The following is a 26,884-nucleotide window of genomic DNA, read 5'->3' as shown; positions in this document are numbered from 1 at the left end:
CTGAAACTTGACGACCGGCTGCAGTCTATCAGGTCCCGGGTCGCGCGCGTCAATCAGTGGATGTGCATTCCCCCGTTGATGTCCACGGCAGTGCCGGTGATGTAGCCGGCGAGCGGCGACGCCAGAAACAGGCAGACATTGGCCACGTCCTGAGGCGTTCCGAAGCGCTGGAGCGGGATCGTCTCGATGAAGCGCTGCTGCGTGGCCTCGTCGAACGCGTTTACGTTCATTGGGGTGATGATGATGCCTGGATTGACGCAATTCACCCGGATGCTGCGGGCCCCGAGTTCGCGCGCCATGCTCTTTGCCAGCGCGAGCACGCCGCCCTTGGAGGCGGCATAGTGCGGGCCGCCCAGCAGCCCGCCGCCGCGCTGCGCCGCAATCGAAGCGATGCAGATGATGGCGCCGCCGTCCTGCATATGCGGAATGGCAGCCTGAGAGAGATTGAGCGTGCCACGCAGATTGACGTCGAGCGTGGTCTGCCAGTCCTGATCGGTGATGTCGAGAAGCTTGCGGGCCTGCGCGATGCCGGCATTGCTGACCACGACATCCAGCCTGCCGAAGCGCTCTTTTGCACAGGCTACCACCTCAGCCAGAGCAGCACCGCTGCGCACATCCGCTGCCATTCCGATGACGCGGGAAGCAGGCGCAGCCGGCAGGCCGGCGTTCAGCAGGGCCGCGGCGCGCTCGCAGGCGGCGGCGTCGAGGTCCACCAGAACAACCCCGGCGCCAGCCTCGGCAAGGGTGCGCGCAATCGCAAAGCCGATTCCGTCCGGATGCGCAGCGCCGGTGACGATGGCTGCCTGGTCATTGAGCATGATTTTTCCTTCAAAATTATCACATTACGATAATTTACATAAAAACATTTTGTCAAGCATCTGCCGTCCTGCTTAACCGGAAGCTGTGCATCTCATGGAATTCCTTATGAAATCCCGCGCTGAACGGGGCGGCGGAGCCGGACGGGTGCCGGTCGGCAGCCTATTGACATGGATATAAATTACTGTTTCTCATAATATGATAATTTTGGATTTATTAGTTGGGAGGAGCCATCATGATCGACAAAGAATTCAACATGCTTGCGACCATGCACGCCCTGGAAGACGGCGTTGGTCGCCGCACTTTCATGAAGCTGCTGGGCGCGGCCGGCATTTCGCTTGCGATGACGCCGGCGGTGTCGCGCATGGCGGAAGCGGCAGAGATTATCCGCGGCAAGATTGCCAATCAGGTCTCGACGCCTGCCAACGACTACTGGTCTGTGTGGACGCGTGCTTTCGCCACCGCGTCCGATGCGCTCGGCCTTGAGAAGCAGGAGCTGTTCCATCAGAACGATACGGCCAGGCAGCTTTCGCAGGTGCGCAGTCTGCCTGCCAGCTCCGCGCGCATGCTGATTGGCTGCGTCGAGCCGGCCGGCTCTCTGCCGGCGGTGGCCAAATTCTGCGAGGAAAACCAGATTTTCTATGTGCCGAGCTGGGAATCCCCGGCCTGGTTCACGCCCCCCGACATCGGCGATCACTATGTGTCCTTCGTCACGCCCAACTCCGTGGAAGGCGCCTATGAAGTGGCCAAGGCGCTGTTCGACAGCGTCGGCGGGGAAGGGAAGATCGTCCACATCGCCGGCATGGCGACGCCAACGGATTCCTACCGCACCGCGGGTCTCATGCAGGCCGCGAAGGAATATCCCGGCATCAGCATCGTTGGCGGCCTGCGGGCAAACTGGGATCGCGAGCAGGCCCGCAAGGTCATGCTTTCGATGATCACGGCCCACCCCGACATGAAGGGCGTGTTCGCGCAGAATGACAACATGGCGCTTGGTGTGTTGTCGGTGCTGCGCGAGCGCAAGCTCGACAAGGTTAAGGTGTCGGGCGTCGACGGTCTGCCCGAAGGGTTGCGCGAGGTGGCCAGAGGCGGGCAGATGGTTGCCACCCATACATCGCTGCCGCCCTATGGCGCGGGCTTCACCGCGGTGCTGGCATTCGATGCGCTGAATGGCTGGAAGCCGACGCTTGGCGAGCGGCTGCTGTTCACCGGCTCCGCGCTGGCCACGGCGGACAATGCCGCAAATATCGAGGCGGCCATCTATGGCGAAGGGGCGAGCCCTTTCGACTGGGCGCTGATGAGCCGCACTCTCAACCCCGACAACTGGGACCCGCAGAACAAGATCACAGCCATCGATCCCGAAGCCTACTGGGCTCCGTTCCCGGAAGGAAAGGAGCGCCTGAACGCGGCCTATGCAGGGGCGAAAGACAAGGAGATCTTTGCTTCCGTCGATGCGCTCTATGCCGCGCATTACAAAGCCGGTCCTGTGAAAGCCTGACGGGCCGGTCGTCATGGACAGGAGACCACCGGCGCTCGAACTGCGTGGCGTCAGCAAGCAATACGGTCCGGTCACGGCCCTGAGTTCCGTCGATCTGAGGCTCGAACGGCACGAGGTTCTGGGGCTGATCGGCGAGAATGGCGCGGGCAAGTCGACGCTGATCTCGGTCATCAATGGCACCGTAAGCCCGAGCGAGGGCCAGTTGCTGGCTGGCGGCAACATCGTCAGCCCGGGCTCGCCTGCCGATGCCGCGCGTGCCGGGATTGCGACCGTGTTTCAGGAGCAGGGGCTGGTGGCCAGCCTGCCCGTCTTCGAGAACATCCTGCTGGGGCGCGAAGCCGGGTTTTCCCGGGGCGGGGTGCTCAGCAGGAAAGCCATGGCAAGGTTTGCGGCCGATGTCCTGAATGAGCTGGGCATCGCCATAGATCCCTTCGCCATCACCGGCAGTCTTGCCTTTGGAGAGCGTCAGCTGGTGGAGATCGCCAAGGCCTTCGCGCTGGGGCGGATTTATCCTGTCGAGCCGGTCATTTTGCTTGATGAGCCGACCAGTGCCTTGTCGGACGCCGAAACCCAGATCCTGTTCAACTCGATCAGGCGCTGGCGGGGCAAGGCCTCGATCATTCTGGTCTCGCACAGGCTTTCCGATGTGTTTGCCGTGTGTGACCGCGTTGCGGCCCTGAAGGACGGGACCGTCAACGGCACCTGGCCTGTCTCGGAGGTGACGGCGGACACGCTGCATGAAGCGATCGTGGGACGACCGCGTTCGGCGGGCTATTACAAGGAAAGCGAGCAACGCGAGGATTTCGGCGAAATCGTTCTCGAGGTTCGCGACCTTGTGGTGCCCGGCCAGATCGAAGGCGTGTCGCTCACGGTGCGCGCCGGAGAAATCCTCGGCGTCGCCGGTGTGCTGGGCTCGGGCAAGACCGCTCTCGGCCATGCCATTACCGGCGCGGTCGCGGGAAAAGGCGAGATCGCCGTCGATGGCAGGCGGTTGCGGCCGGGATCGCGCGCCGCCGCGCTTGCCGCCGATGTCGGCTCCGTCCCGGCGGAGCGCAACAGCGCCGGCGTCATCGGCATGCATTCGGTCGAATGGAATCTCACGCTTCCCAGCCTGAAGTCGTTCCGGCGTGGGCGCTGGCCCGTGCTTTCGGCAAAAAAACAGGCCGGAGTCACAGATGACTGGATCCGGCGTCTGCGCGTACGGACCCCGAACCGGGCCATCCAGATCCGCAACCTGTCGGGCGGCAATGCACAGAAGGTGGTGTTCGCCAAATGGCTGGCACGCGGCATCCGGCTCTTCGTTCTGGACGACCCCGGCCGGGGTCTCGACGTCGGGGCCAAGGAAGAAATCTACGCGCTGTTGCGCAAGCTGGCCCGCGAGGGCGTGGCTATCGTCCTCATCTCGGACAATCTGCCCGAGATCATCGGGCTCTCCAACCGCATCCTGACCCTGCGTGCAGGCAAGATTTCGGCTGAGCTGGCGGCGCCGGCACATGACAAACCTGCCGAGACGGCAGTCGTAACCCATATGGTCTGACAGAAATGGAAACCGGAGTGACCCATTCCAGCCCCGCCACCGCTCATCCTGGCAAATGGATCGCCAGGCACGCGGTTTCGCTCTATCCGATACTGGTGATCGCCGCTCTTGCGGTGTTCTTTACCCTGCAGAACCCTTATTTCATGACGTTCGACAACATCATGAACATTGGCCGCCAGTCGTCAGTGCTGCTGCTCGTGGCGCTGGCGGGAACCATGGTCATCATGATCGGCTCGATCGACCTGTCTGTCGGTTCGGCCGTCACCCTCGCGGGGATCGTGACGGCCCTGATGATCGACGATTTCGGGCCTGTGGCCGCCGTCGCCGCTGGCATTGGCACGGGGCTGATCGTCGGCTTCGTCAACGGGGTCATCCTGATCAGCCTCAAGGTACCGTCTTTTCTGGTCACGCTGGGCACGCTGTCCATCCTCTCCGGCATCGCCAACATGATCTGCGGCGGTTCTTCCATCATGTTCATGGACATGGGGCTGACGGATTTCGTCAATGCCGAACTGATCCCCGGCATTCCCAATATCATCCTGCTGGCGCTGGCCGCCGCCGCGGTGCTGTCGTTCGTCGCCTTCAACACCGTGCTCGGCCGCTATCTTTTCGCCATCGGCGGCGGCGAGATCGTGGCGGCCAACAGCGGCGTTCCCGTCGAACGCTACAAGGTGTTCGCCTTCATGCTGTCCGGAGCGCTGTGCGGCCTGTCGGGAGTGCTGCTCACCGCGCAGGTGGGAGCCGGGACGCCTGCGGCCGGAGCCAATATGCTGCTCGATTCCATCGCCGCCATCGTCATGGGGGGAACCTCCCTGTCCGGCGGCGTGGGTGGCCCGCACCGCACCATTCTGGGCGTGCTGGTCATCGCCATCCTGTCCAACGGCATGGACGTGACCGAAGTCAGCAGCTTCACTCAGGAGGTCATCAAGGGCCTCGTAATCATTCTGGCGGTGGCCTCGACCATGGATCGCCGGAAATACGCCTTCATCAAGTGATCGCGATCAGTTCGCCTCAGCAGTCAAAGGAGCAGACATGACAAACAGGCTTGTCCCCGTCGTGACCCGCAAGGATCAGGAACACACCGGCACCGGGCAATCCGGCGGCGCCGTTCGCATCTCGGGTGTCAGCCCGCAGCACACGCCTGCCACCAAGATCTGGTTCGGCAAGGTCAGCAACAAGCCGGGCTATCGTTCGTTTCCCCATCACCATGGCGAGGCCGAAACCGGCGGTTATGTGTTCAAGGGCAAGGGGCGCATCTATTTCGGCGAGAATTATGCTGAATATATCGACATGGAAGAGGGCGACTTCGTATTCGTTCCGCCCTTCATGCCGCATGTCGAGGTCAATATGAGCACGACGGAGGAACTGGTCTGGCTCACGGCACGCACGCCGGAAAACATCGTGGTCAATCTGCCGGATGTCGATGACGCCATACTGGCTGGCTATTCGCGCGCCTGACCCAAATCAGGGAGGAACCCATGACTGATATCCGCCTCTATATGTTCGATACGGGCATCCTGAAATGCAAATATCACGACATCTATCTCAATCAGGGCGGTGACGCCGATCACGAGATTCCCGTTCCCTTCTTCTTCATCACCCACCCGAAGGGCAATGTCGTTATCGACGGTGGCACGCCTGTGGAGTGCGCCATCGATCCCTACGGTCACTGGGGCAAGGTCGCGGAATTCTTTTATCCCGTGCTCACACCCGAGCAGGGGTGCGTGGCCCAGATCGGCAAACTCGGTTTCGATGTCGACAGTGTCCGGTATGTCGTGCTGTCACATCTGCACCTCGACCATGTGGGCGCGGTCGGCCGCTTTGCGCAGGCCACGCACGTCGTTCAGCGCAACGAGTATGAATATGCCTTCACGCCCGACTGGTTCGCCAGCGGTGCCTATGTGCGCAAGGACTTCGACAATCCGGCTCTGAAATGGCTGCTTCTCGAAGACGCATGGGGCGATTTTTACGACCTGTATGGCGATGGCTCGATCGTGCTGATCCGCTCGCCCGGACATACCGGCGGCCATCAGTCGATTCTGGTGCGGACGTCCGCCGGTCAGTCGGTTCTGCTGGCCGTCGATGCCGCCGATACGCTGGATCATTGGGAGGAGAGGGCATTGCCGGGGGCGCTGCACTCGGCCGTCGATGCCGTGCGCTCCGTGCGCAAATTGCGGGCCGTCCGGGAAAAGACGGATGCGCTCGTCGTTGCGGGCCATGACGGAACGCAGTGGGCATCGCTAAAAAAAGCTCCGGATTTTTACTGAAGAAAGACCATCAAATCATGAAATTGCTACGTTTCGGAGAGCCCGGCCGGGAAAGACCCGGCCTTGTCGATCAGTCGGGCAGCTTGCGGGACCTTTCAGGCATCGTCGATGACATAGCCGGTGATGTGCTTGGAGATGCCGGGCTGGATATGCTCCGCAGGATCGATCCCGGCACGCTTCCCCTCGTCGGGGGCCCTCCGCGTATCGGTGCCTGTGTGGGCAGGACCGGAAAATTCATCTGCGTGGGGCTGAACTATGCCGATCATGCGCGCGAGACCGGCAAGGAACCGCCGGCCGAGCCCATTCTGTTCATGAAGGCGACGAGCGCGATCTGCGGCCCCGATGACGACATCGAGATCCCGGAAGGTTCCTCCAAAACAGATTGGGAAGTGGAGCTGGGCGTCGTCATCGGCCAGCGTGCCAAATATGTCCGGGAAGAGGACGCTCTCGAACATGTCGCCGGTTACTGCACCGTCAATGACGTGTCCGAACGGGCGTTCCAGTCCGAGCGGGGCGGCCAGTGGACGAAGGGCAAGAGCCACGATACATTCGGACCCGTCGGCCCGTGGCTGGTCACCCGCGATGAGGTTGCCGATCCGCAGGCGCTGGAGCTCTGGCTGGAGGTGGACGGTGTCCGCCGCCAGAACGGTTCCACCCGCACCATGATATTTGGCGTCGCCAGCCTCGTATCCTACATCAGCCGATTCATGACGCTGGAGCCGGGCGACATCATTGCGACCGGCACGCCGCCGGGCGTCGGTCTCGGCCATAAGCCGCCTGTGTTCCTCAGGGCCGGTCAGACCATGCGCCTTTCGGTGGAGGGGCTCGGAACCCAGACCCAGAAAACCATTCCCACGCGCCACTGAGATGGAAAGCACTGCCATGACCAAGCTTGCCAATCGCGTTGCCATCGTCACCGGTGCCGGCCGTGGTCAGGGGGCTGCCGAAGCCCGCATGCTGGCCGCAGCGGGGGCGGCGGTGCTCATCTGCGACGTTCTGGAAGAAGAAGGCTCCGAACTGGCGCGCAGCCTTGAACGCGAGGGCTGTGAGGCGCGGTTCCTCAGGCTGGACGTCTCATCCGCGGCCGGGTGGGAAGCGGCGATCAGCCATGTCCGCGCCTGGAAAGGCCGTCTCGACATTCTCGTCAACAATGCGGGCATCATCAACCGCAAGTCCCTGAACGATACGTCGCTGGAGGGATGGAACCGGCTGATGGCCATAAACCTGACCGGCACCTTTCTGGGCATTCAGCATGCAGCGCCGCTGATGAAGGAAAGCGGCGGCGGCAGCATCGTCAATATTTCGTCCAACAGCGCTTTTTCCGGCCACTACGATCCGGCCTATACGGCAAGCAAATGGGCCGTCAGAGGGCTGACCCGGACCGCCGCGATGGAATATGTCGGCTGGGGAATTCGCGTGAACAGCGTCTGTCCGGGCCTGATCGTCACCGGCCTCAACGCCGATGCGCCGCATCTTCAGCCGATGATCGGTCTGACGCCGATGAAACGCAGCGGCACGCCGGAAGAAGTCGCCCGCCTGGTGCTGTTTCTTGCCGGCGAGGATTCCGGCTTCATAACGGGCGAAGACTTCGTGATCGACGGCGGCTTTACAGCCGGTGCCGCCTATCGCCGTGTCGGTGTCGAAAGCGGCCTCTACAACGACTGAGGCCTTTTCTCGCGACCCTCCGGCCGGCCGGGTTTCTGACAGTCGCGGGCAGGATGCGGGGGCGGCAAACGCCCTGCGCCTGTTGCATGAGGATGCGGAAAACCGCATCGTCGGCGACATCCGCACTCGATTTCTTCGTGAGTTTAGGCGAAGCCATAACCGCCCAACGCGATGCTCGGCTTTCTGTTGAAGAGGCGGTGACTACTGTCGCAAGCTGGGAAGAGCTCATTCAGGCAACAGCTTCGACGAAGGCGGTAAGAAAGCCTCGCAGGGAGGATGATTTGATCACCTGCCAGCCCACCCAATATGCTCGCATCCGGCGGTTCGCGGCTGCATTTCTGGCCTCGTTAACCTTGGAAGGAAATCGCAGAACGTACATTTCATTGAAGGTATTGTGCAGCTGGCAACTGCCCGGGGGACGGGGCCGGAACCTCCGCTAAACTTGACCGCCATCTGTCTCAAAATTCTTGACGACGGACCATGCTGGTCAGAACCGGCCGAGAAGCTGGTAAGGCGCTTTGCCCGGCTAATTACGGCGACAACTGGTGCATGCAGGAGCTGAGAAACCAGATTTCTGATCGTGGGTGAGTGTTTGGTCACTTCGATACGATAGATGTCCTCGATGGCGCCACGCAGTTCGATGCTGCATCGCGTGCAGACATGTCGTGGGCGAGGTTCAGCCTGGTCAAAGGAAGGCGATACCGGCACTGCAACCAGGGCATAGATCGTGAAGACTGCGACGATGCACGGAGCAGAATAGGCAAAGTGCAGATCCCTGAGCCGATTAACGTGCCAAACTCGCTCCGCAATAAGAACTTGAAAATTTCCTGACAGGGCGCTATATGCTCGCACATAGTTAGCTTACTAATATTAAGTGCAATATGAAAAAAGATGCTCTGGAGTCGGAATTTCTGGAGGCGCTCACCAATGTGAGCCGGAAAATCCGTACGGCTTTCAATCAGCAGGTGATGACGCACGGTCTCACCTATCCCCGTGCGCGCGCCCTGCTGCGGCTGGCGCGCAAGCCGAGCATGAACCAGAGCGAGCTGGCCTATGAGCTCGAACTGGAGCAGCCGACGCTGGTGCGGTTGCTGGATCGCATGGAGGAAAATGGCCTCATCGAGCGCCAGCCCGATCCCGGCGACCGCCGTGTCAAGCTGGTGGTTCTGACATCGCTCGGCGAAGAACAGGCCGAGATCGTCAAAGCGGTGGGGCAGGACCTGCGCGAGCGGATATTTTCCGAGATCGGTGCGGACGACCTTCAGGCGAGCATCGGGCTGTTCGCGCGCATCGCCGCCAATGTCGCGGAACTCGACCATGCCGACGGCAGAAGCTGAGCCGATTGTTTCCGAAAGGCCGCAGGCCGCCGCTGCACCGGCGGCACCGCCGCCTTTCGTGCCGAAGCCGCCCATGATCACCCTGGCCTACATCGCGGCCGGAGTCATGATCTCGCTCACCCAGGGGCTGGGCCTGAGCTTCATCTCCGCCAACACGCAGCAGATCGCCGGATCGATGGGAATAACCACGACGGAAGCGACATGGCTGATGGCGGCCTATCTGTTTCCGAACGCCAGCCTGACCCTGCTGCTGTTCAAAGTGCGGGCTCAATATGGCCTGAGAAACTTCGCCGAGGTGGCGATTGTCGTCTATGTCCTCGTCTGCCTCGGGCATTTCTGGGCGGACAGCTACGAGAGCGCGCTGGTGCTGCGGTTTTTCGCCGGTATCGCCGCCGCGCCGATGACCTCGCTCGGCTTCCTCTACATACTCGAACCCGTTCCTCCGGCCCGCAAGATGAATGTGGGCCTGTGCACGGCGCTCACGGCCATGGCCATGCCGATGCCCGTTGCCGGGCTCATCTCGCCTGCACTGCTCGACATCGGCGGCCATCATGCGCTTTACGTCGCCGAGATGGGGCTGGCGATGATCTCTGTCGGCTTCGTCTTCGTTCTTCCCCTGCAATCGCCGCCGCGCGCCAGGGTGATCCACAGTCTGGATATCGTCAGCTATGTCTTCCTGGCGGTCGGCCTCGGGTGCTTCGCTGTCATCTTCACCGTGGGACGCATCTACTGGTGGACGGCTGCCGACTGGATAGCATGGCTGTTCATCGGCGGCATCGCCGCATCCACCGTCCATGCGGTGATCGAGCTGAACCGCGACAACCATCTGATCGATATACGGTGGCTGACGTCGCGCGAGGTCCTGCATCTGGCGGGCGCGCTGATGGTGTCGCGCCTCCTGTTCTCGGAGCAGAGCAGCGGCGCCATCAATTTCCTGCGCAATGTCGGCATGGTCAACGAGCAGATGGCGGGGCTCTATCTCGCCATTCTGGCCGGCGGCATCGTGTCGGGTGTGGTTTGCGCGGCCGTGCTCAAACCCGGCCGCGAGCCGGCCATCCATGCCATCTCGCTGCTGCTGGTCGCACTCGCCAGCTATATGGACAGCCAGTCCACCGTGCTCACCCGGCCGGACCAGATGCTGATCAGCCAGTTTCTCGTCAGCTTCGCCAGCGGCCTGTTCCTGCCGCCCGCCCTGGTGGTGGGGATGGGGGCGGCCATGAAGCGCGGACCCGGCTACATCCTGTCGTTCATCGTCGTGTTTCTCGCGACACAAAAGGTCGGCGCCTATCTCGCCAGCGCGGTCTACGGCACGTTCATCGACTGGCGCGAGAAGCTCCACTCCGCTCATCTTGTCTCGCACCTGTCATCGACCGATCCGCAGGTTGCCGCCCGCCTGAAACAGCTCGTAGGCGCCTATGGCAGGTTGCTGACGGATTCCGCCCTCCAGACCAGCCACGGCGCATCCACGCTTGCTAGGCAGGTCCAGCAGCAGGCCTATGCGCTGGCCTATAACGACGCCTTCCTGCTGACGTCGTGGCTGGCGCTTCTGACCCTGCTGTGCCTGCTCGTGCATGTCGCCTGGCGCCACCGGGAACAGTTTTTCCCGCTTCGGGCGCGACCCGAAATTACTGCTTAACATATTGAAAAGAAAAAACTTCGATGTCCAGAATATCGCGGCTTATCGCAACCTGCATTGCCCTTGTCGCCGGTCTTGCCGGTGTGCTCGTCATTCTCCATGTTTGGAATCTGCCGCCGTTCCGGGGCTCCCTGCAGACCACCAATGACGCTTATGTCCGCGGTCAGGTGACGCTGCTCAGCCCCCAGCTTTCCGGCTACCTCGTCGAGGTTCCGGTGCGCGACTACCAGCTTGTGAAGCGCGGCGATCTGATCGCGCGGATTGATGACCGCATCTATGCAGAGAAGCTGGAACAGGCCCGCGCCATGCTGGCCAGCGCCGAGGCTGATCTCGCCAATTCCGAGCAGAGCCGCCGGTCCGCCGAGGCGCGGATCGCATCGGCGAGGGCCACGCTGGAGGCCGCAACGGCCACCCTCGATGCCGCCGACACCGCCTATCGGCGCACCACCAGTCTGGTGGCCAAGAACTATGCCAGCAGGAGCGAAGAGGACAAGGCGCGTGTTTCCTTCGATCAGGCGCAGGCATCTCTGCATCAGGCCGAAGCGGCCTTGCTCGTGGCGCAGCAGGATCTCAACACCATCGTGGTGGGCCGCCGCTCGCTGGAGGCCAAGGTCCAGAGCGCCGAAGCGGCGGTCAAGCTGGCGGAGATCGACGTCGCCAACACCCGGATCGTGGCGCCGCAGGACGGAACGCTTGGCGAAGTGACGGCCCGCCTTGGCCAGTATGTCTCGGCCGGCACCCAGATAGGCTCGGTGGTTCCGCGCCAGGTCTGGGTGGTGGCCAACTTCAAGGAAACCCAGCTGAGCGGCATGCACGCCGGCCTCAAGGTCGACTTCACCGTGGATGCGCTGGGCGACCAGCGTTTCACTGGCACCATCCAGCGTTTCGCGCCGGCCACCGGTTCGGAATTCGCCGTGATCAAGTCCGACAACGCCACCGGCAATTTTACCAAAGTAGCCCAGCGCATTCCGGTGATGATCGACGTCGATCCGGACCAGCCCTCAATCGAGAAACTGGTGCCGGGCCTTTCGGTCGTCGCAACCGTCGACCTGAAACAGGCAGAGGCGACCTCCGGAATCTGAAAAGCGGCACGCCGCCCGGATTTGCACTGCAAAGCCCGGCAGATACGCGGTCGCCCGCCGCGAACGTGCTTGTATTTTCAGCCCGCCATTTTGACCGCTCGGTGATCCTGCTGTGTGCGGTGGTATCCGGCCTGCAATCTCAGCCTGCATGACCTGGAAGAGATGATGGCCGGGCGCGGCATGCGCGTCGATCATTCCACGATCCACCGCCAGTCGATCGGATAGACATCTGGCGTGACAATGCGCATGGGGCGCCAACCTGAGTGGGCAATAAATCAGCGCAACAATGAAGGTCTCATGTTCATCAGGCCGGGATACGGTATTCGCGGGACCGCGTTGCCTTCAGCACTGTGCCGTTGCCTGATGCATCGCGGACGCAGGCTGGATTACGAAAGCAGCCGTTCTCCGGAGTGCGGGTCGAAGAGATGCAGGGCATCGGTGTTCGCGTTGAGATGGATCGTGTCCCCTGGCTTCACCGGCAGCCGCTCCCGCAACACGCATGTGACATTCTGTGTGCCACATTGCGCCATCACGAGCGTTTCCGAGCCGGTAGGCTCAACCCCCGCGACTTCCGCCGGTATGCCCTCGGAAGCGATCGTCAGATCTTCGGGGCGGATGCCCAGCACGATCGGCTGGCCGTCTTGGAAGCCACAGGCCTCGCCAATATCCATAGCGAAGCCTTCCGGCACCGAGAATGTCGCTCGCTCCCCGAGGCGGACAGTACCTTCGATAAAATTCATGGATGGCGAACCGATGAAACCGGCAACGAAGAGGTTGTCGGGTCTGTCGTACAGTTCGAGCGGAGTGCCGATCTGTTCCACCACGCCATTGTGCATGACCACGATGCGGTCCGCCATGGTCATGGCCTCGACCTGATCGTGGGTGACATAGACGGTCGTGGTACGCAGCCTCTGGTGGAGGGACTTGATCTCGCTGCGCATGGTGACGCGCAGCTTGGCGTCGAGATTGGACAGAGGCTCGTCGAACAGGAAGACCTGAGGATCACGCACCGTGGCGCGGCCCATGGCGACGCGCTGGCGTTGGCCGCCCGACAACTGGCGCGGATACCGGTCGAGCAGCGCTGACAGGCCGAGGATCCCGGCGGCCTGTTCGATGCGCCTGTCGATCTCCTGTGCCGCCATCTTCCGCAGCCTCAGGGCGAAGGCCATGTTCTCGCGAACGGTCATGTGCGGATAGAGCGCGTAGTTCTGGAACACCATGGCGATGTCGCGATCCTTCGGGGCGACGTCGTTGATGATGCGGCTGCCGATGCGGATGGAGCCGTCGGTGATGCTTTCCAGCCCTGCAATCATCCGCAGCAGGGTGGACTTGCCGCAGCCCGACGGCCCGACCAGCACCATGAATTCTCCATCCTCGATGTCAACGGAAACACCGTGCATCACATCCAGATTGCCATAGGACTTGCAAATGTTGTCGATGGTGACGGGCGCCATGATGTTCTCCCTCATTATGTTTTTCTCTTTCGTCTGTCCGGGCCCTGTATCCGTCAGAGCGCCTGCCCGTCGCCGAACACGCGGGCGACCGACAGGTCGTGCTCCAGAAGCAGGAAATCGGCCTTGCCGCCGACCTCCAGCCGTCCGATTCCATGGCCAAGGCCCATTGCGTCGGCGGGAACGGAGGTCGCCATGGCCAGCGCCCGCTCCAGCGGCAAGCCGATTGCCCGCACCAGCCGGGCGACCGAATGGGCCATGTCCACATGTGCGCCGGCCAGCGATCCGCTGCGGTTGACGAGACGGCCTCCGTCGACGCGGATCGTCTCGCCGTAAAGGACGAACGAATCCGGCCCGCCGACCGTTGCCATCGCGTCCGAAACGATGAAGGTGCGGTCCGGGCACTTCCTTGCGCGCAGGGAAATCCGCGTCGTCGCATCGCTCACATGGAAACCATCCACGATCATGCCGCACCATGCATCGCTGTCGAGTGCTCCGCCGACCACGCCGGGATCACGCGAGGTCATCGGCGTCATGGCATTGTGAAGATGGGTGAAGCAGTTGACGCCCGCGTCGAGTGCGGCTTCTGTCTCACAGCCCGTTGCGGCGGTGTGGCCGGCAGAGACGACGACGCCCATGGACCGCAGCTGCGCGATGACACCATCGGGCACGCATTCCGGCGCCAGCGTCAGCATGGTGGGCACGCCCGCCTCGCGCAGCCTGCCGGCGCTCGCCATGGTGCGGGCGTCGAACGGGCGGATCAGCTCCGCCGAGTGTGTTCCCTTGCGGGCCACGTTGATGTGGGGCCCCTCAATATGCATTCCCGCCACGCCATGCCTGCCCATCGTGGCGATCACGGCATCGACCGCCATGTCGAGCCTGTCGGCCGTGTCGGTGATGAAGGTTGGCAGCCAGGCCGTCGTTCCAAGACGGCGATGCGTCTTGCCGATGATGGCGAGCGCCTCAGGCGACGGATCGTTGTTGAACATCACGCCGCCGCCGCCGTTGACCTGCAGGTCAACGAAACCGGGACAGGCGAGACGCGGGGTGCAAACCACCGTTTGCGTGGACGGTATGGCCTCCTGCGGGACGATACCCGTGATACGGCCGGCTTCGATATGCAGCGCGCGTCCATTGCGCCACCTTGTGCCGTCGAAGAGCCGGTCGGGCAGCAGCCACCACCCGCCTTCATCGCTGGTTCCGCCGGCGATCTGTTGGGCGGGTCCGCTCATGCGCGCAGCTTCTGTTCCGGTTCGGGGTGTCCCGCTTGCGGCGCAACCGAGAGATAGGGGGCCAGTGCGGACTGGATCTCCGCGATGATCAGGGATTTGCCAAGCGGATAGCCCGATGCGCGCATGTTTTCGGCCCGGTCCAGGACGGCGTGCGGAAAATACTGGAGCAGGGCGGGTTCGGCCGGTGACAGGCCGGCGAAGGACCGTTCCAGCGCGGCAACGGCTGCCACTGCCTCGGGCAGGTTCCAATAGTAGCGGATGCGGTCCGCATAGGCGTAGTGACGCAGGATCCTCGTGGTCGTGTCGTCGGCGCCTGCATAATGCGTTTTCCAGTGGTCTGGACGGGCGAGCATCAGGTTTTCCATCACGGCCGGCAGGGGCATGGATGAAGCATCGCTGCGATAGAGGCGCACCAGCTCGTCGAGGGCGTAGAGCGCGCGACGGTAGGCGAAGGTGAGGGCCGGGCCCACCTTGAGGATGGCGAAGTGGCGCCGCGCCAGAGCATGGAACACGGCGTCCGGCTGGTAGTCGGTCGAATGCGCTTCGAATGCCATTGCCGGGTGAGCGTCAAGCGCACGCGACAGATCGTCGGGCGCGGCCGGGTCCAGAACGTCTATATGGTCGGGGCCGAATTCTACGCCCGGCTGGACCACGAGCCCCGCCACTCGCGCAAATGCCTGGTCGAGCCGGCGCTTGCGGAAAGCGGCAGCATGGCAGGCGATGGTGGCCGAAGCCCGCTCCGGCGTCGTCACCACCAGCGACTGGTGATCGTCTTCGCCCCGCGCCCCGCCGGGCGGTGGCACCTCCGTTCCGATGATGTAGCTGATGTCGGAAGGGTTGGCGGCGCTGCGTTCGCATATATCGGCAAGTTCGGCCGCACGTTCTGCGGCAAGCAGGTCGCCGACCTGCGCCGGCTCGCCGCGGCAGCCTTCGGAGCAGTCGAGATGGATCTTGGAGAAGCCGGCCCGCACATAGGCGGCCATCATGTCGCGGGCCTTGGCCATGGCCGTGGCGGAATCCTCGCGCCGCCATGCCTGCGGTCCAAGGTGATCGCCGCCGAAATGGATCTGTCCGCGATTGACGCCGAGCCGGTCGCAGAAGCCGTGAACGAAGGCGATGAAGTCGGCGGGCTGCATTCCGGTATAGCCGCCGAACTGGTTCACCTGATTGCTGGTGGCCTCGACCAGCAGCGTCTTGCCTTCGTCGCGCGCCAGCAGAAGCGAAGCCGTAAGAACGTCGGGATGAGCCGAGCAGACGGCGGTAAGCGCCACAGCCTCCCCGGCCCGGTTGCGGCGGATGACATCTTGCAGGGCTTTCATGGATTTGCTCGTGAAGGTTGGTGATCCGGACGCGCCAGCATGGCCGCACCACGCACGCCGCTGCTGTCGCCGAAACGGGCGGGGGCTATCGAGGGGGTGCGGGTCGGCGCGAGCTTCGCGCCTGCGAAGGCATGGAGGATGCGATCGGCAATGCCGGGAATCAGCGTGACGCCGCCGCCCAGAACGACGCGTTCCGGATCCAGTGTGAGCTGAAGGGTATGGATGAGTTCGCCAGCCAGGCGCGACCACGCGGCGATCGTGCGTTCGGCACCTGCATCGCCGGCAGCCAGCCCGGCGGCCACCGTCTCGCCCGTTGCGGTCACGGCGTTGTACGCAACGGAGATGCGGGCAATGCCGGGGCCGGACAGATAGGTTTCATAGCACCCTTTCCGGCCGCAGCCGCAGGCAAGCGGTTCAAGCTTCAGATCGTCGAGCAACCAGGCCGGTATGCCGATATGCCCGACCTCGCCGGGAAGGCCGGTCCAGCCGCGCGACAGGCGGCCATCGGCGCATATGCCACCCCCAACGCCGGTACCGATGATCAGGCCGAACACGGTCGCCGCACCTTCGCCGGCACCGCCATTCGCCTCCGACAGGGCAAAGCACTTGCAATCGTTTTCGACGGGCAGAAGCGTTCCGACGCGCAGGAAAAGATCCTGTGCCAGCGGCCGGTTCATCGCGGCAAGGTTGGCCGTATAGGCTAGGCCGCTGGTGTGGTCCACCAGTCCGGGGATGCCGACGCCGATGCGCAGGCCGCTATCGCCAGCTGCATGGCGCAGCCATTCGATCTGGTCGCCCAGTGCGTCGATCAGGGCATCGTAACCCGGGGGCGTCGGTATGCGGCGTCGTTCGAGCGCATTGAAGTCGCCGTCGTGCAGGCAGGCTTCGATCTTGGTGCCGCCGAGGTCAATGCCGCCGTACATCGTCGTCGCCGTCATAGGGGTAGAGGGTGACGCCCGACACGACGCGGTTCAGCTCGCCGCCCTCGAACGGATTGTCGACAGTAATACCGAGCGCCTCGCTCCAGCGCACCGCAAGTAGTTGCGGCAGCAGCACGTAGAGCACTGCGCTCCACGCGTCGTTGCCCACGGGCTCCAGCTCGATATCCGCACCGATGCCGGCGGGCCCGACGACCACCAGTTGGGAGCTTCCGAACTGGCGGCGGATTTCCCCGATCAGGTCGAGATCGTAACGGCGCGTATGGGGATGAATGGAGACGTTGGCGACGACCAGCGTTCTGTCGTTGAGGATGGCCTTGGGGCCGTGACGGAAGCCCAGAGCCGATTCCCAGGCCGTGGCGATGCGGCCCCGGGTGAGTTCGAGCACCTTCAGCCCGGATTCCCTCGCTATGCCGGTGAGCGCGCCGGAGCCGAGGAACACTGCCCTTTCCGGAGGCGAGGAAAGCCGTCTGGCCACGAAAGCTTCAACTGCCGCCAGCGTCTCCGCGGCCTTCTGCGCCAGTGCGCGCACCGAGGCGCGGATCAGGGCAGGCGAGGCCTTGTCGAGGCAGGCAAGGACGGTCAGCAGCATCGTCGTGAAGCTGGCCGTCATGGCGAAGCCCTGATCGTGCGCCCCGGCGGGCAGCACCACGGTCTTTTGCCCGCCTTCGCCTGGCCCCTTGCGGCGGGCCAGCTCGCTGTCACCGTTGCAGGTGATGTTGAGCCTGTCCGCCGCCGGCATGTGCCGGTCGAGAATATCGAGAACGCCAGTCGTTTCCGAACTGTTGCCGCTGCGTCCGAAGGAGACGACGAGGACGCGTCGGTCGGTGACGATGAAGTCCTGCGGGGAGGAAACGAGATTGGTCGTGGCGATGGCACGGTGGCGGATGCCGGTGCGCGCTTCGAGATAGGCGCATGCGGTCTCGCCGATGTAAGCGGAAGTGCCGGCCCCGCACAGCCAGATCTCCTGTGGCGCGCGCTGGCGGATCCATTCGTGGATGTCAGCAGAATGCCGGGCCAGCTCCGCCGCGTACTCGCCCCATACGGCAGGCTGCGACTTGATCTCTTCCTCGGTCATGCTGGCGCTGGCGGGCAGGTCGAGCTTGTGAACGTTCATCAGCCATTTCCTTCCGGCGAGGGGTCGGCGCAGATGAGTTCCAGACCCATGTCCTGAATGAGATCGCGCGTCTGCCGGGGCAGGCGGGTGTCGGTGACGATGGTGTGCACCTTGTCCAGTTCGCAGATGCGGTGCAGGGCCGGCGAACTGAACTTGCTGGCGTCGGCCAGCACCACGACGCGCTCGCTGGCCGCGATCATGGCGAGGTTCTGGTGCGCCTCGTCCTCGTTGAAGGTGCTGAGGCCGATAACCGGATCAATGCTGTCGCTGCCGATATAGGCGGTGTCGAAATGCATCGTGCTGAGCGACGTTTCGACCATGCGACCGACCAGCGACATGGATTCGGAGCGGAATGTGCCGCCGGGTAGGATGATGGTGTGCTGGCGTGCCGTGCGCAGTGTCTGGACGATGTTGAGGCCGGTTGTCAGGATGGTGAGGGGGCTGCCCTCGCGAAGCTCCTCGGCCATCATCTGCATGGTGGAGCCGGAATCGAGGATGATGCGCTGGTCGCTGCCCGCCAGTTCAGCCGCGCACCGGGCGATCGCGCGCTTGGCGGCGCGGTTGACGACATTCTTGTCCTCGATCAGCGGCTCGAAGATCTGCGCGCGGTCGGCAGCATTGCGCTCCGCCAGCGACATGGCGAGCGCGATGCGGAATTCCGGCACGCCGCTGCATCCATAGTGGCGGCAAAAGCGGATGAGCGTCGGCTCGCTGACCCCGGTGGCGAGCGCCAGCTCGCGCACGGTTCTGTTCATGAAGCCTTCGCGCTCCTGCTCGATATAGGCCGCGATCCGGCGAAACGATTTGCTCAGTCGCGGCGCGTCGGCGGCGATGTTCTCAAAAAGCGACATGGTCTCCACTTCATCTGCTCCGCCTGCGCGGAATGACATCATTGCCGGAACGCATCTCGGCAGCATGATATTTGCGCCCGATCAGCCTGACGCAGAATATAGTTTTGCTAAAATTTTTTGTCAAAACCTAGTTGCGCACAAATTAAAATTACGCAAAACTACATATCATAAAGCCGGGCAGACAACAAAGGCGCCATGGGGAGAACCGCCGCTGTCCGGGATGGAAGGCGCATCCAAAGGCATCCGGTTACGGACCAAACAAGGGAACGGCACGATGACGATCAGGATCAACATGACCCGACGGACCGCGCTGGCGGTCATCGCAGCGACGGCAGCCGCCGGCATCGCAGGTTCTGCGCAGGCGCAGGAAAGCATCACCTACTGGTCGATGTGGAATTCGGGTGAACCCCAGCAAAAGGTCATCCAGAAGGCGATCGACTCCTTCACCAGCGAGACGGGCATCGATGTCAAGGTGCAGTGGATCGGCCGCGACAATCTCAAGAAGCTCGCCCCCACGCTCAACTCGCCCGTGACACCCGCTGATCTCGTGGACGGAGCACAGCGCAATGTCCGGGCGATCCTCGTGTCGACCGGCAGCCAGAGCGATCTTTCCCCGGTCTTCGCTTCCGAGATTCCGGGTGAGGCCGGAACGACCGTTGCCAGCGTGTTCCCGGAGAAATATCTCGATTTCATCACTGCGGACGGAGCGAAGTGGCTGGTGCCGTATGAGGTGATCACCTCGCAATGGTGGTATGATGCCGCCTTCCTGCCGGAGGTTGAGAAGGCGCCGCCGAAGAACTGGGCGGATTTCGTGGCCTTCCTCGACAAGGCCAAGGAGAAAGGCGTCGCGCCGCTTGCCCTTGATGGCGACATTTCCAACTTCAACCTTTACTATTTCGCGGAAATCGCGGTGCGCCATCTGGGCCCCGGCAAGCTGCGCGAGGCAGTCGCTGATCCGACCGGCGAGGCCCTGAAGGATCCGCGCATCCTCGAGACCGCGAAGCAGATCGAGGCACTGGTGAAGGGGGGCTATTTCGCGCCGGGATACAATGCCAGCAAGTGGCCGGCCATGCAGCAGCTCTGGGCCACCAACAAGGCGGCCGTCATCTTCAACGGTCCGTGGATCGTCAGCGAGACGACCACCTATGCCGTGCCCGGCTTCAAGCCGCGCTCCTTCCCGATGCCGGACGTAGGCGAAGGCGCACACCAGACGCAGGAAGTGTCCTTCATCGGCTTCGCCATCCCGAAGAAGGCCGCGAACCAGGAGGCGGCGCAAAAGTTCATCAGCTACTTCCTCGCCAAGGACAGGCTGACGGGGATCGCCACCGACGCCAAGAACCTCACGCCTCGCGCCGACATCGCCGTTCCCGACGAGCTGGCCCCCGCCAAGCAGGCGATCGAGACTTCGCCCGAGGTGCACAGCCAGTTCGACGGGCTGATCGATCTGGATGCCGACTATACCGGCAAGGTGCTGATCCCGCTCGTCAACGAGTTGATCTTCGGCGTGAAGAGCGCGCAGGAGTTTCAGGATGCGCTGGTTGAGAATACGGTCACCTACCGGCGTCTCAACTGATCACGCACCATCCGCGGGCAGGCGCGGTGCCTGGCCGTCTCCATCGCATGATGAAGGCGAAGACATGAAGGACAATCTCAGGACCCTGCGCTTCGGCATTGTCGGATGCGGCCTGCGCGGGGCGCTTTACGGGCGTATCCTCCAGCGCCTGCACGGCGTGGAAGTGGCAGCGCTGTTCGATGTCAGCCAGTCGACGGCGCGCCGGCTTTCCGAAGAGCTGGATGTGCCGCTGGCCTCAAGTCTCGACGATCTGACGGGCAGCGATCTCGACGCGGTCATGATCGCAACGCCCGACTTCGCGCATGTCGAGCCGGTGCTTGCCGCCACGGCGCGAAAGCTGCACATTTTTCTTGAAAAACCGGTTTCGACGTCCTCGGGGGATGCCCGCATCATCCGTGATGCCGTTGTCGGTTCCGGGGTGCTGTGCACCGTTGCCTGCATGAACCGCTGGCACCCGGTTTTCGCCTCCCTGCTCGGCAGGGTCAGGGCCGGGGAGTTCGGTGCGGTCATTGCGCAGAACGTGCGGCTCAGCAACAGCCTCGCCGTTCCGCTGGGAATGCTGAAATGGGCGGCGGATTCCTCCCCCGGCTGGTTCCTCATGCCGCACTCGCTCGATATAGTCGGTGCTGCCGTCGGGGCCCAGCCGGCGCGGGTCTATGCGGCCGGCCGGCGCGGCCTTCTCGCTGCATCCGGCGTCGATACATGGGATTCGCTGCAGGCAACCATCAGGTTCGCCGATGGCTCGACGGCCAATGCCGAATCCGTGTGGGTGCTGCCCGAGAACTCGCCTTCCCTCGTCGACTTCCGATATGAGCTGATCGGCGAAAAAGCCGTGGCGCGCGTCGACGACAGGGACCAGGGGCTCGAAATCGTTTCCGACAAGCTCGCTCTGCCGCGGGTGCAGGTGCAGGAAATCGACGGCAGGATCGCGGGTCCCAACCTGCTCATGATCGAAACATTCGTGCAGTCGGTGCGCGAGGGCGTTCAAAAGGGGCCTGACGTCGTCCACTCGGCGTGGATCACCGAACTTATCGAGGCGATCCACATCAGTGCCGCCGAGGACCGGCCGTTGGATATCGGAGGTCCCGAATGACATCGGATGCCGGGATCACAGCGCAGGGACGCGCCGCCATGACGAGAGGTTCCACCATTCGCACGACCGCCGCAGCCGTGGATCCGATGCACGCTCCCCGCCGCAGGCTGTTCCTGTGGTTCGTGCTGCCGGCACTGCTTCTCTATGTGGTCTTCTTCATACTGCCCACCATCGCCACGATCTGGATTAGCTTCCACAAATGGCCGGGTGCCGGCCCCATGGAATATGTCGGGCTGCGCAACTATGAGATTCTCTACTACGATCCGGTTTTCATCAATTCCTTCATAAACACGCTGAAGATCATCTTCATCGTCGGGGGCGCAACCTTCCTGATCAGCTTCGCCCTCACCATGGCGCTGCGCGAGATGGCGGGCCGCAAGGTGGTCAGGTCGGTCATCTTCTTCCCCAACATCCTGTCTGCGGTGGTGATCTCGATCCTGTGGGGGTTCCTGTTCCAGGCAAACGGCCTCGTCAACAGCATGCTGGCAGGCATCGGCATCACCAGTCCGCCCGCGTGGCTCAACGAGTCCAACCTCTTCAACGTGATCATGATCGGGCTGGTCTGGGTTTCCACCGGGTTCTACACCACCATCCTAATGGCGGGCATCGACCGCATTCCTGCCGATCTCTACGAGGAGGCGGAGCTTGCGGGCGCCAACCCGCTGCAGCGCTTCTGGTATGTTACGCTGCCGCTCATGTGGGAGATCGTCGCCATGGCCGCGGTGCTGTGGACGATCAGCTCTATCAAGATATTCGAGTTCATCTATGCCTTTGCCGGCGGGGCCGGATACCTGCCGTCCACCAAGGTCTGGAACACGGCGCTCTATTCCTACGCGGAAGCCTTCGCATCACCGGGCACGCCGCGCTATGGCCCCGCCGCCGCCAGTGCCTTCGTCATGCTCGTTCTCGTCGCCGTTCTGGTCTGGCTCATCCGCCGGGCCACGCGCCGCGAAGCCCTTCAGTTCTGAGGAGGCCTGCAATGAGCTCCACCTATACCCAACGGGGACAGTCTTCCCTGCCGGGACCGCTGCGTGCCGGCCTTGCCCGCATTTCGCTGTCGCGGCTCGTGCCGGTCGTTCTTGTCTGGGCATTCGTCGCCTTCGACATCTTCGTGCTGGGCTGGCTTTTACTGTCGTCGTTCAAGACGACGCGCGAGATTCTCGAATTCCCATGGTCGCTGCCGGCGGCCCTGCGATGGCAGAACTTCGAGGAAGCCTGGGTGGCCGGCAATTTCGGGGTGGCGGCCATGAACACGCTGATCCTGTCGGTGGCCACGGCGGGTGCCACCATCATCATCGCGGCGCCCGCGGCCTATGCGCTGAGCAGGTTCAGGGTTCTGGGCGCCGAGCCGATCACCATGTTCTTCGCGCTCGGCATCGGCATTCCCGCACAGGTGATCGTGCTTCCGCTCTATGCGCTGATGAGCGCTTTCGGTCTGGTCGACAGCCTGAGCGGCCTGTGGGTGCTTTACGTTGCCACGTCGCTTCCTTTCGCCGTATTCTTCCTGACGGGCTTCTTCGCCACCATGCCGGCGGAACTGGAGGAAGCGGCAGCGCTCGACGGTGCATCCCCCTTCCGCACCTTCTGGTCCATCATGCTGCCTATGGCGCGTTCGGGCATCATCACCCTGTTCATTCTCAACCTGATCGCTCACTGGAACGAGACGATCTTCGCCCTCGTTCTCCTCCAGTCGCAGGAAAAGGAAACGCTTCCGCTGGCGCTGCTGAAGTTCCTGCAGCAGATGCAATATAATGCCGCCAACTGGGGTGGGCTGTTCGCCGGCATGTGCATCGTCATCCTGCCCATCCTCGCCATCTATTTCTGGCTGGGCAGCAGGATCATCGAGGGCTTCACCCTCGGCGGCAGCAAGTAGGCGGAGGCACTGGCATGGCGCACGCACGACCCAACATTCTCATGATCGTTTCGGACGATCAGGGCCACTGGGCCATGAAGAATGCCGGAACACCCGAGATCCATACGCCGAATCTGGACGAACTGGCCCGCAACGGCAAGCGTCTGGACGCGCTCTACTGCGTATCGCCCGTGTGCTCTCCAGCGCGCGCCTCGCTGCTGACGGGGCGCATTCCCTCCACCCATGGGGTGCATGACTGGATAAGGGCGGGCAACGCCGCCATCGAGACGGAGTTCCACAACCGCCTGATCCGCTATCTCGACAGGCATCGCACCTTCGTCGAGATACTGGCTTCGAACCGCTATGTCTGCGGGCTGAGCGGCAAATGGCATCTGGGCAACACGCACGAGCCGCACAGGGGCTTTTCCTACTGGCAGGCCTATGCCACCGGTGGCGGCTCCTATCAGTCGCCGGCAATGATCCGCAACGGAGAGGTCCATCTGGAACACGGCTATCTCACGGACATCATCACGGCCAATGCCCTGACCTTCATCGACCGGCAGAAGGGCCGCGATCCATGGTATCTGAGCGTACACTACACGGCACCCCATGCCCCGTGGGATGAGGCGGAGCACAAGCCTGAGGATTTCCGGCGCTATTATCCCGGCTGCGCTTTCGCGAGCCTGCCCGCTCCGCCCATGCATCCGGGCTTCTACGATCCGGCCAGGTTTCCTGGGGACGAGGATGCGCGTCGCCGTATCCTTGCCGGTTACTTCGCCGCCGTCACGGCCATGGACAGGGGCATTGGCATGCTGCTCGAGGCGCTGGAGCGCAGCGGCCAGCTTGAGGACACGCTCGTCATATTCACGTCCGACAACGGCATGAACATGGGCCATCACGGCATATACGGAAAGGGCAACGGCACCTTCCCGCAGAACCTGTTCGAGACTTCGGTCAAGGTGCCGGGCATCTTCATGCAGCGCTCGCGCATCGCTCTGGGAACGCTCAACGGGCTTTACTCGCACTATGATTTCCTGCCGACGATCCTGTCATGGGTCGGTCTGGGCGACCAGATACCGGCAGGCTTGCCCGGACGCGATATCGGTGCCGTGCTCACATCCGACGCGCCTGAAGAGGATGCCTATGTCGTGGTCTTCGATGAGTATGGCCCGAACCGGATGATCCGGGAGGGGCGGTGGAAATACATTCATCGCCATGCAGGCGGTTCCTGCGAGCTTTACGACCTCGTGGCCGATCCGCAAGAAGAGCGCAACCTCGCGGCAGATTCGGACAGGGCAGCCGTCGTCGCGGCGCTGCTCGCGCGCATGAACGAATGGTTCGCACGCTACGGAACCAGCCAAATGGATGGCTCACGCCTGCCGGTCATGGGCGGCGGACAGATCGACAGGGTCGGCGGCCAAGGTGTCGGCGGCGCCATTTTCGTCGATCATCAGGACCGCCTGCACTGAGGCAATACCAGCGAGAGTGCGCAGCGCTTTTGCGCGCGCAATTGTGTCAGGACTCCGGGTGGTTGTGTTGCAAACTCTTGGGAGTGCGTCTTACCTTGCTTCTCAATACACAATTCAGGCTGCGATTGCCTCGAATTGCTCCTTGAGCGTTGGAGCCGGGTTGAAGGCGATAATCTCCTCGTCATTATGGCAGATGATCGCCTTCCGGTTGGTCTGGCTCCCATCTATGACGATGCTGTCGAGGGCCCGGTAGAGATACATCCATTGACCGCGAAGCTTGATATAGATTTCGTCTATATGCCATCTTCCCCTGACGGTTCGCTTCGTGAGGTTGAAGCGCTCCAGCAGCATCGGCGAGAAACGAACGCCCCGGCGGTGGATCGTCTTATGACAGACGTGGCCGCCACACTCTGATCATCTCCTTCAGATTCCGGAGGCTCAGGCCATGGGCCAAATACCAGCGTACACACAGCAAACAACAGATCGGTCGAATTGGCAGCCTTTGAAGATAGTGAAAACTCGTTCCACATGACAGCCGAACCCATAAGATCATTAGCTTGCAGGAAAATTTGCAACAAACCATTTAAGTGCGCGTCTTCACCGTCTGGAGTGCGTTCGCCAGTTTCCTGACGGCAACTTCAAGTTCCGCTGGCGTGTAGGCGGCAAAGCCCATCAGGAAGCCGGCTTTGCCGTCACCAGCGGCATGGAGGGCGGACAGTCCCAACAGTTCCACCCCCACACGGCGCGCGGCATCGACGGCCATGCGCTCGGGAATGTCGCAGGTAAGAAGGCACGGCATTTGCAAGCCGCCGACGGGGATACGGGGTTCGGCAAAATCGGAAAGGTGTTTGCTGACCAGGCCGGAAAGCACCTCAAGCCGTTGCGCATAGATGCCACGCATGGCGCGAACATGCGCTCCGAAATGCCCGCCTTCCATGAACCGCGCCAGCGTCAGTTGCGCTATGGATGCCGTGTGGCCGTCAAGCAATGTGCGGGCGACCGTCATCGGGTTCACCAGTTGCGGCGGTAACACGACATAGCCAATCCGCAAGCCCGGAAAGAGCGATTTGGTGAAGGTGCCGATATAGATGGTCCGGTCATGCGGATCGAGGCCCTGCACACAGGCGGTAGGCTTGCCCGCATAATGGAACTCGCTGTCGTAATCGTCCTCAATGATCCATGCCTGATGCCGGGCGGCCCATTCGATCAGCGCCAGCCGGCGATCGAGCGCCAGCGTTGCGCCGGTCGGAAACTGGTGCGAGGGCGTGAGGAAAATTGCCCTGGCCCGATGCGGATCGCTCAGGATCGGCTCGACCGTGACGCCCTGGCTGTCCACGCGGATCGGCACCGATTCCAGACCAGCGGCGTCGAATGCCTTGCGCGCCCCGTAGTAGGCCGGGTCTTCGATGAAGATCCGCTCGCCGGGATCGAGAAGCATGTTTGCGCAGAGCGTCATCGCCTGTTGCGAACTGGTCAGCACCAGCACGCGGTCGGCCGTGGCGCGTGCCCCGCGTTCGAGGTTCACATAGTCGGCGATAGCCCGACGCAGCGGCTCGGCGCCCTGCGGGTCGCCATGCAGCAGCGCCAATGTGCCGACTTCTTTCAGCACCTGCCGCTCCAGCCGTTCCCAAAGCGGTAGTGGAAAGCTGCGCGTGTCCGGCACCCCCGGCGCGAAGGGCCGTGGTATCAACATCTCACGCACACCACCGCTGCGGAACATGGTGTCGCCGCGCTTACTAAGGTTCGGGGCCTGATTGCGCATGAGGGCGTCGCGCCTGGAGCGCCGGTGTACGGGCGCGAACTCCGTCATTTCCGCCACGAAGCTGCCGCTGCCGACACGCCGTTCAATGAAGCCCTCGGCATGAAGCTGCGCATAGGCGGCTTCTATCGTGTCGCGTGAAACGCCCAGCGATGCCGCAAGCGCGCGCGAGGCCGGGAGCGGCTTTCCGGGGCCAGGCGTGCCGTCAAGGATCAGTTGCCGGATCGCCCGCTGTATCCGCGCATAGAGCGGCATCGCCGCATGCGCAGGATGTGCGAGCCATGCCTTCACGGATTCGAGCTGCGAGTGCCTGAACAAATGGTCTGATCCTCTGGAAAGAATTGGCAGGGAACATCAGGCCATTGACCGGCTAGATGTCAAGGCATGTTCGC

Annotated in this window: 23 protein-coding genes and 2 pseudogenes; 16 read left to right on the top strand and 9 right to left on the bottom strand. The window is 62.8% G+C overall.

From position 1 onward, the window contains the following. Positions 1 to 53: 53 nt before the first annotated feature. The gene (locus MIC97_RS17555) at positions 54 to 821 is read right to left on the bottom strand and encodes an SDR family NAD(P)-dependent oxidoreductase (RefSeq protein WP_239801470.1); all 768 of its coding nucleotides are present in this window, start codon (positions 819 to 821) and stop codon (positions 54 to 56) included. Positions 822 to 1,051: 230 nt separating this feature from the next. Between MIC97_RS17555 and MIC97_RS17550 the strand changes: the two genes are divergently transcribed. The 11 genes and pseudogenes from MIC97_RS17550 to MIC97_RS17500 all read left to right on the top strand — a co-directional run. Further along, positions 1,052 to 2,314: a sugar ABC transporter substrate-binding protein gene (locus MIC97_RS17550; protein WP_239801297.1), complete on the top strand. Its 1,263-nt coding sequence runs from the start codon at positions 1,052 to 1,054 to the stop codon at positions 2,312 to 2,314. A 13-nt stretch (positions 2,315 to 2,327) separates the two neighbouring features. Continuing rightward, the gene (locus MIC97_RS17545) at positions 2,328 to 3,851 is read left to right on the top strand and encodes a sugar ABC transporter ATP-binding protein (RefSeq protein WP_239801296.1); all 1,524 of its coding nucleotides are present in this window, start codon (positions 2,328 to 2,330) and stop codon (positions 3,849 to 3,851) included. A gap of 17 nt (positions 3,852 to 3,868) precedes the next feature. Then, complete coding sequence (locus MIC97_RS17540) at positions 3,869 to 4,846, top strand: ABC transporter permease (RefSeq protein ID WP_239801295.1); 978 nt, start codon at positions 3,869 to 3,871, stop codon at positions 4,844 to 4,846. Between the two features lie 37 nt (positions 4,847 to 4,883). Continuing rightward, a complete protein-coding gene (locus tag MIC97_RS17535; protein WP_239801294.1) occupies positions 4,884 to 5,309 on the top strand; it encodes a cupin domain-containing protein in 426 nt (141 codons plus the stop codon). A gap of 20 nt (positions 5,310 to 5,329) precedes the next feature. After that, positions 5,330 to 6,118: an N-acyl homoserine lactonase AttM gene (gene attM, locus MIC97_RS17530; protein WP_239801293.1), complete on the top strand. Its 789-nt coding sequence runs from the start codon at positions 5,330 to 5,332 to the stop codon at positions 6,116 to 6,118. 17 nt (positions 6,119 to 6,135) lie between these two features. Beyond that, positions 6,136 to 6,984 carry a fumarylacetoacetate hydrolase family protein gene (locus MIC97_RS17525; protein ID WP_239801292.1) on the top strand — a complete coding sequence of 283 codons (849 nt, stop codon included), beginning with the start codon at positions 6,136 to 6,138 and terminating at the stop codon, positions 6,982 to 6,984. 16 nt (positions 6,985 to 7,000) lie between these two features. Further along, positions 7,001 to 7,783 carry an SDR family oxidoreductase gene (locus MIC97_RS17520; RefSeq protein ID WP_239801291.1) on the top strand — a complete coding sequence of 261 codons (783 nt, stop codon included), beginning with the start codon at positions 7,001 to 7,003 and terminating at the stop codon, positions 7,781 to 7,783. Between the two features lie 881 nt (positions 7,784 to 8,664). Beyond that, complete coding sequence (locus tag MIC97_RS17515; protein ID WP_239801290.1) at positions 8,665 to 9,120, top strand: MarR family transcriptional regulator; 456 nt, start codon at positions 8,665 to 8,667, stop codon at positions 9,118 to 9,120. Continuing rightward, positions 9,101 to 10,756: an MFS transporter gene (locus MIC97_RS17510; RefSeq protein WP_239801289.1), complete on the top strand. Its 1,656-nt coding sequence runs from the start codon at positions 9,101 to 9,103 to the stop codon at positions 10,754 to 10,756. Before MIC97_RS17515 ends, MIC97_RS17510 begins: the two co-directional genes overlap by 20 nt. Before the next feature lie 23 nt (positions 10,757 to 10,779). Then, on the top strand, positions 10,780 to 11,838 hold the full coding sequence (locus tag MIC97_RS17505; RefSeq protein WP_239801288.1) for an HlyD family secretion protein: 1,059 nt from the start codon (positions 10,780 to 10,782) through the stop codon (positions 11,836 to 11,838). 65 nt (positions 11,839 to 11,903) lie between these two features. Next, positions 11,904 to 12,048, top strand: a pseudogene (locus tag MIC97_RS17500) (IS6 family transposase); the annotation flags it as partial. Positions 12,049 to 12,224: 176 nt separating this feature from the next. On the opposite strand, the gene ugpC reads toward MIC97_RS17500, so the two are convergent. From ugpC to MIC97_RS17470, 6 genes are read right to left on the bottom strand one after another with little or no spacing between them, the layout of a single operon-like run. Continuing rightward, positions 12,225 to 13,292, bottom strand: coding sequence for a sn-glycerol-3-phosphate ABC transporter ATP-binding protein UgpC (gene ugpC, locus MIC97_RS17495; RefSeq protein ID WP_239801469.1), 1,068 nt, complete (start codon positions 13,290 to 13,292; stop codon positions 12,225 to 12,227). Between the two features lie 53 nt (positions 13,293 to 13,345). Then, positions 13,346 to 14,521 carry an N-acetylglucosamine-6-phosphate deacetylase gene (nagA, locus tag MIC97_RS17490; RefSeq protein WP_239801287.1) on the bottom strand — a complete coding sequence of 392 codons (1,176 nt, stop codon included), beginning with the start codon at positions 14,519 to 14,521 and terminating at the stop codon, positions 13,346 to 13,348. Beyond that, positions 14,518 to 15,840, bottom strand: a complete 1,323-nt coding sequence (locus MIC97_RS17485) for a class II D-tagatose-bisphosphate aldolase, non-catalytic subunit (RefSeq protein WP_239801286.1) — start codon at positions 15,838 to 15,840, stop codon at positions 14,518 to 14,520. Before MIC97_RS17485 ends, nagA begins: the two co-directional genes overlap by 4 nt. Continuing rightward, positions 15,837 to 16,763, bottom strand: a complete 927-nt coding sequence (locus MIC97_RS17480) for an ROK family protein (protein ID WP_239801285.1) — start codon at positions 16,761 to 16,763, stop codon at positions 15,837 to 15,839. The genes MIC97_RS17485 and MIC97_RS17480 overlap by 4 nt, the downstream gene beginning before the upstream one ends. Beyond that, positions 16,747 to 17,895, bottom strand: a complete 1,149-nt coding sequence (locus tag MIC97_RS17475) for an SIS domain-containing protein (protein WP_239801284.1) — start codon at positions 17,893 to 17,895, stop codon at positions 16,747 to 16,749. Before MIC97_RS17475 ends, MIC97_RS17480 begins: the two co-directional genes overlap by 17 nt. Continuing rightward, positions 17,895 to 18,746 carry a DeoR/GlpR family DNA-binding transcription regulator gene (locus MIC97_RS17470; protein WP_239801283.1) on the bottom strand — a complete coding sequence of 284 codons (852 nt, stop codon included), beginning with the start codon at positions 18,744 to 18,746 and terminating at the stop codon, positions 17,895 to 17,897. Before MIC97_RS17470 ends, MIC97_RS17475 begins: the two co-directional genes overlap by 1 nt. 274 nt (positions 18,747 to 19,020) lie before the next feature. Here MIC97_RS17470 and MIC97_RS17465 point away from each other — a divergent pair, with 274 nt between their 5' ends. The 5 genes from MIC97_RS17465 (at position 19,021) to MIC97_RS17445 (ending at position 24,733) form a co-directional block, all read left to right on the top strand. Then, positions 19,021 to 20,319, top strand: a complete 1,299-nt coding sequence (locus tag MIC97_RS17465; RefSeq protein WP_239801282.1) for an ABC transporter substrate-binding protein — start codon at positions 19,021 to 19,023, stop codon at positions 20,317 to 20,319. 64 nt (positions 20,320 to 20,383) lie between these two features. After that, positions 20,384 to 21,412, top strand: coding sequence for a Gfo/Idh/MocA family oxidoreductase (locus tag MIC97_RS17460; protein WP_239801281.1), 1,029 nt, complete (start codon positions 20,384 to 20,386; stop codon positions 21,410 to 21,412). Beyond that, positions 21,409 to 22,380 carry a sugar ABC transporter permease gene (locus MIC97_RS17455; protein ID WP_239801280.1) on the top strand — a complete coding sequence of 324 codons (972 nt, stop codon included), beginning with the start codon at positions 21,409 to 21,411 and terminating at the stop codon, positions 22,378 to 22,380. Before MIC97_RS17460 ends, MIC97_RS17455 begins: the two co-directional genes overlap by 4 nt. A gap of 11 nt (positions 22,381 to 22,391) precedes the next feature. Next, on the top strand, positions 22,392 to 23,285 hold the full coding sequence (locus MIC97_RS17450; RefSeq protein ID WP_239801279.1) for a carbohydrate ABC transporter permease: 894 nt from the start codon (positions 22,392 to 22,394) through the stop codon (positions 23,283 to 23,285). Between the two features lie 14 nt (positions 23,286 to 23,299). Further along, the gene (locus MIC97_RS17445) at positions 23,300 to 24,733 is read left to right on the top strand and encodes a sulfatase-like hydrolase/transferase (RefSeq protein WP_239801278.1); all 1,434 of its coding nucleotides are present in this window, start codon (positions 23,300 to 23,302) and stop codon (positions 24,731 to 24,733) included. Positions 24,734 to 24,925: 192 nt separating this feature from the next. On the opposite strand, the pseudogene MIC97_RS17440 reads toward MIC97_RS17445, so the two are convergent. Then, a pseudogene (locus tag MIC97_RS17440) lies at positions 24,926 to 25,243 on the bottom strand (DDE-type integrase/transposase/recombinase); the annotation flags it as partial. Positions 25,244 to 25,316: 73 nt separating this feature from the next. Next, positions 25,317 to 26,810, bottom strand: coding sequence for a PLP-dependent aminotransferase family protein (locus MIC97_RS17435; RefSeq protein ID WP_239801277.1), 1,494 nt, complete (start codon positions 26,808 to 26,810; stop codon positions 25,317 to 25,319). Between the last annotated feature and the right edge of the window lie 74 nt (positions 26,811 to 26,884).

The sequence above is a fragment of the Aquamicrobium sp. NLF2-7 genome, from assembly GCF_022359935.1.
Lineage (GTDB): Bacteria > Pseudomonadota > Alphaproteobacteria > Rhizobiales > Rhizobiaceae > Mesorhizobium > Mesorhizobium lusatiense.
This window is presented reverse-complemented; position numbering and strand designations above follow the sequence as displayed.

Excerpts from the sequence above, each read along its gene's own strand:
- MIC97_RS17510 (WP_239801289.1), top strand. The coding sequence starts at position 9,101 with ATGCCGACGGCAGAAGCTGAGCCGATTGTTTCCGAAAGGCCGCAGGCC.
- ugpC (WP_239801469.1), bottom strand. The coding sequence starts at position 13,292 with ATGGCGCCCGTCACCATCGACAACATTTGCAAGTCCTATGGCAATCTG.
- MIC97_RS17545 (WP_239801296.1), top strand. The coding sequence starts at position 2,328 with ATGGACAGGAGACCACCGGCGCTCGAACTGCGTGGCGTCAGCAAGCAA.
- MIC97_RS17455 (WP_239801280.1), top strand. The coding sequence starts at position 21,409 with ATGACATCGGATGCCGGGATCACAGCGCAGGGACGCGCCGCCATGACG.
- MIC97_RS17485 (WP_239801286.1), bottom strand. The coding sequence starts at position 15,840 with ATGAAAGCCCTGCAAGATGTCATCCGCCGCAACCGGGCCGGGGAGGCT.
- MIC97_RS17470 (WP_239801283.1), bottom strand. The coding sequence starts at position 18,746 with ATGTCGCTTTTTGAGAACATCGCCGCCGACGCGCCGCGACTGAGCAAA.
- nagA (WP_239801287.1), bottom strand. The coding sequence starts at position 14,521 with ATGAGCGGACCCGCCCAACAGATCGCCGGCGGAACCAGCGATGAAGGC.
- MIC97_RS17445 (WP_239801278.1), top strand. The coding sequence starts at position 23,300 with ATGGCGCACGCACGACCCAACATTCTCATGATCGTTTCGGACGATCAG.
- MIC97_RS17460 (WP_239801281.1), top strand. The coding sequence starts at position 20,384 with ATGAAGGACAATCTCAGGACCCTGCGCTTCGGCATTGTCGGATGCGGC.
- attM (WP_239801293.1), top strand. The coding sequence starts at position 5,330 with ATGACTGATATCCGCCTCTATATGTTCGATACGGGCATCCTGAAATGC.
- MIC97_RS17520 (WP_239801291.1), top strand. The coding sequence starts at position 7,001 with ATGACCAAGCTTGCCAATCGCGTTGCCATCGTCACCGGTGCCGGCCGT.
- MIC97_RS17450 (WP_239801279.1), top strand. The coding sequence starts at position 22,392 with ATGAGCTCCACCTATACCCAACGGGGACAGTCTTCCCTGCCGGGACCG.
- MIC97_RS17515 (WP_239801290.1), top strand. The coding sequence starts at position 8,665 with ATGAAAAAAGATGCTCTGGAGTCGGAATTTCTGGAGGCGCTCACCAAT.
- MIC97_RS17525 (WP_239801292.1), top strand. The coding sequence starts at position 6,136 with ATGAAATTGCTACGTTTCGGAGAGCCCGGCCGGGAAAGACCCGGCCTT.
- MIC97_RS17475 (WP_239801284.1), bottom strand. The coding sequence starts at position 17,895 with ATGAACGTTCACAAGCTCGACCTGCCCGCCAGCGCCAGCATGACCGAG.
- MIC97_RS17550 (WP_239801297.1), top strand. The coding sequence starts at position 1,052 with ATGATCGACAAAGAATTCAACATGCTTGCGACCATGCACGCCCTGGAA.
- MIC97_RS17465 (WP_239801282.1), top strand. The coding sequence starts at position 19,021 with ATGACGATCAGGATCAACATGACCCGACGGACCGCGCTGGCGGTCATC.
- MIC97_RS17480 (WP_239801285.1), bottom strand. The coding sequence starts at position 16,763 with ATGTACGGCGGCATTGACCTCGGCGGCACCAAGATCGAAGCCTGCCTG.
- MIC97_RS17535 (WP_239801294.1), top strand. The coding sequence starts at position 4,884 with ATGACAAACAGGCTTGTCCCCGTCGTGACCCGCAAGGATCAGGAACAC.
- MIC97_RS17505 (WP_239801288.1), top strand. The coding sequence starts at position 10,780 with ATGTCCAGAATATCGCGGCTTATCGCAACCTGCATTGCCCTTGTCGCC.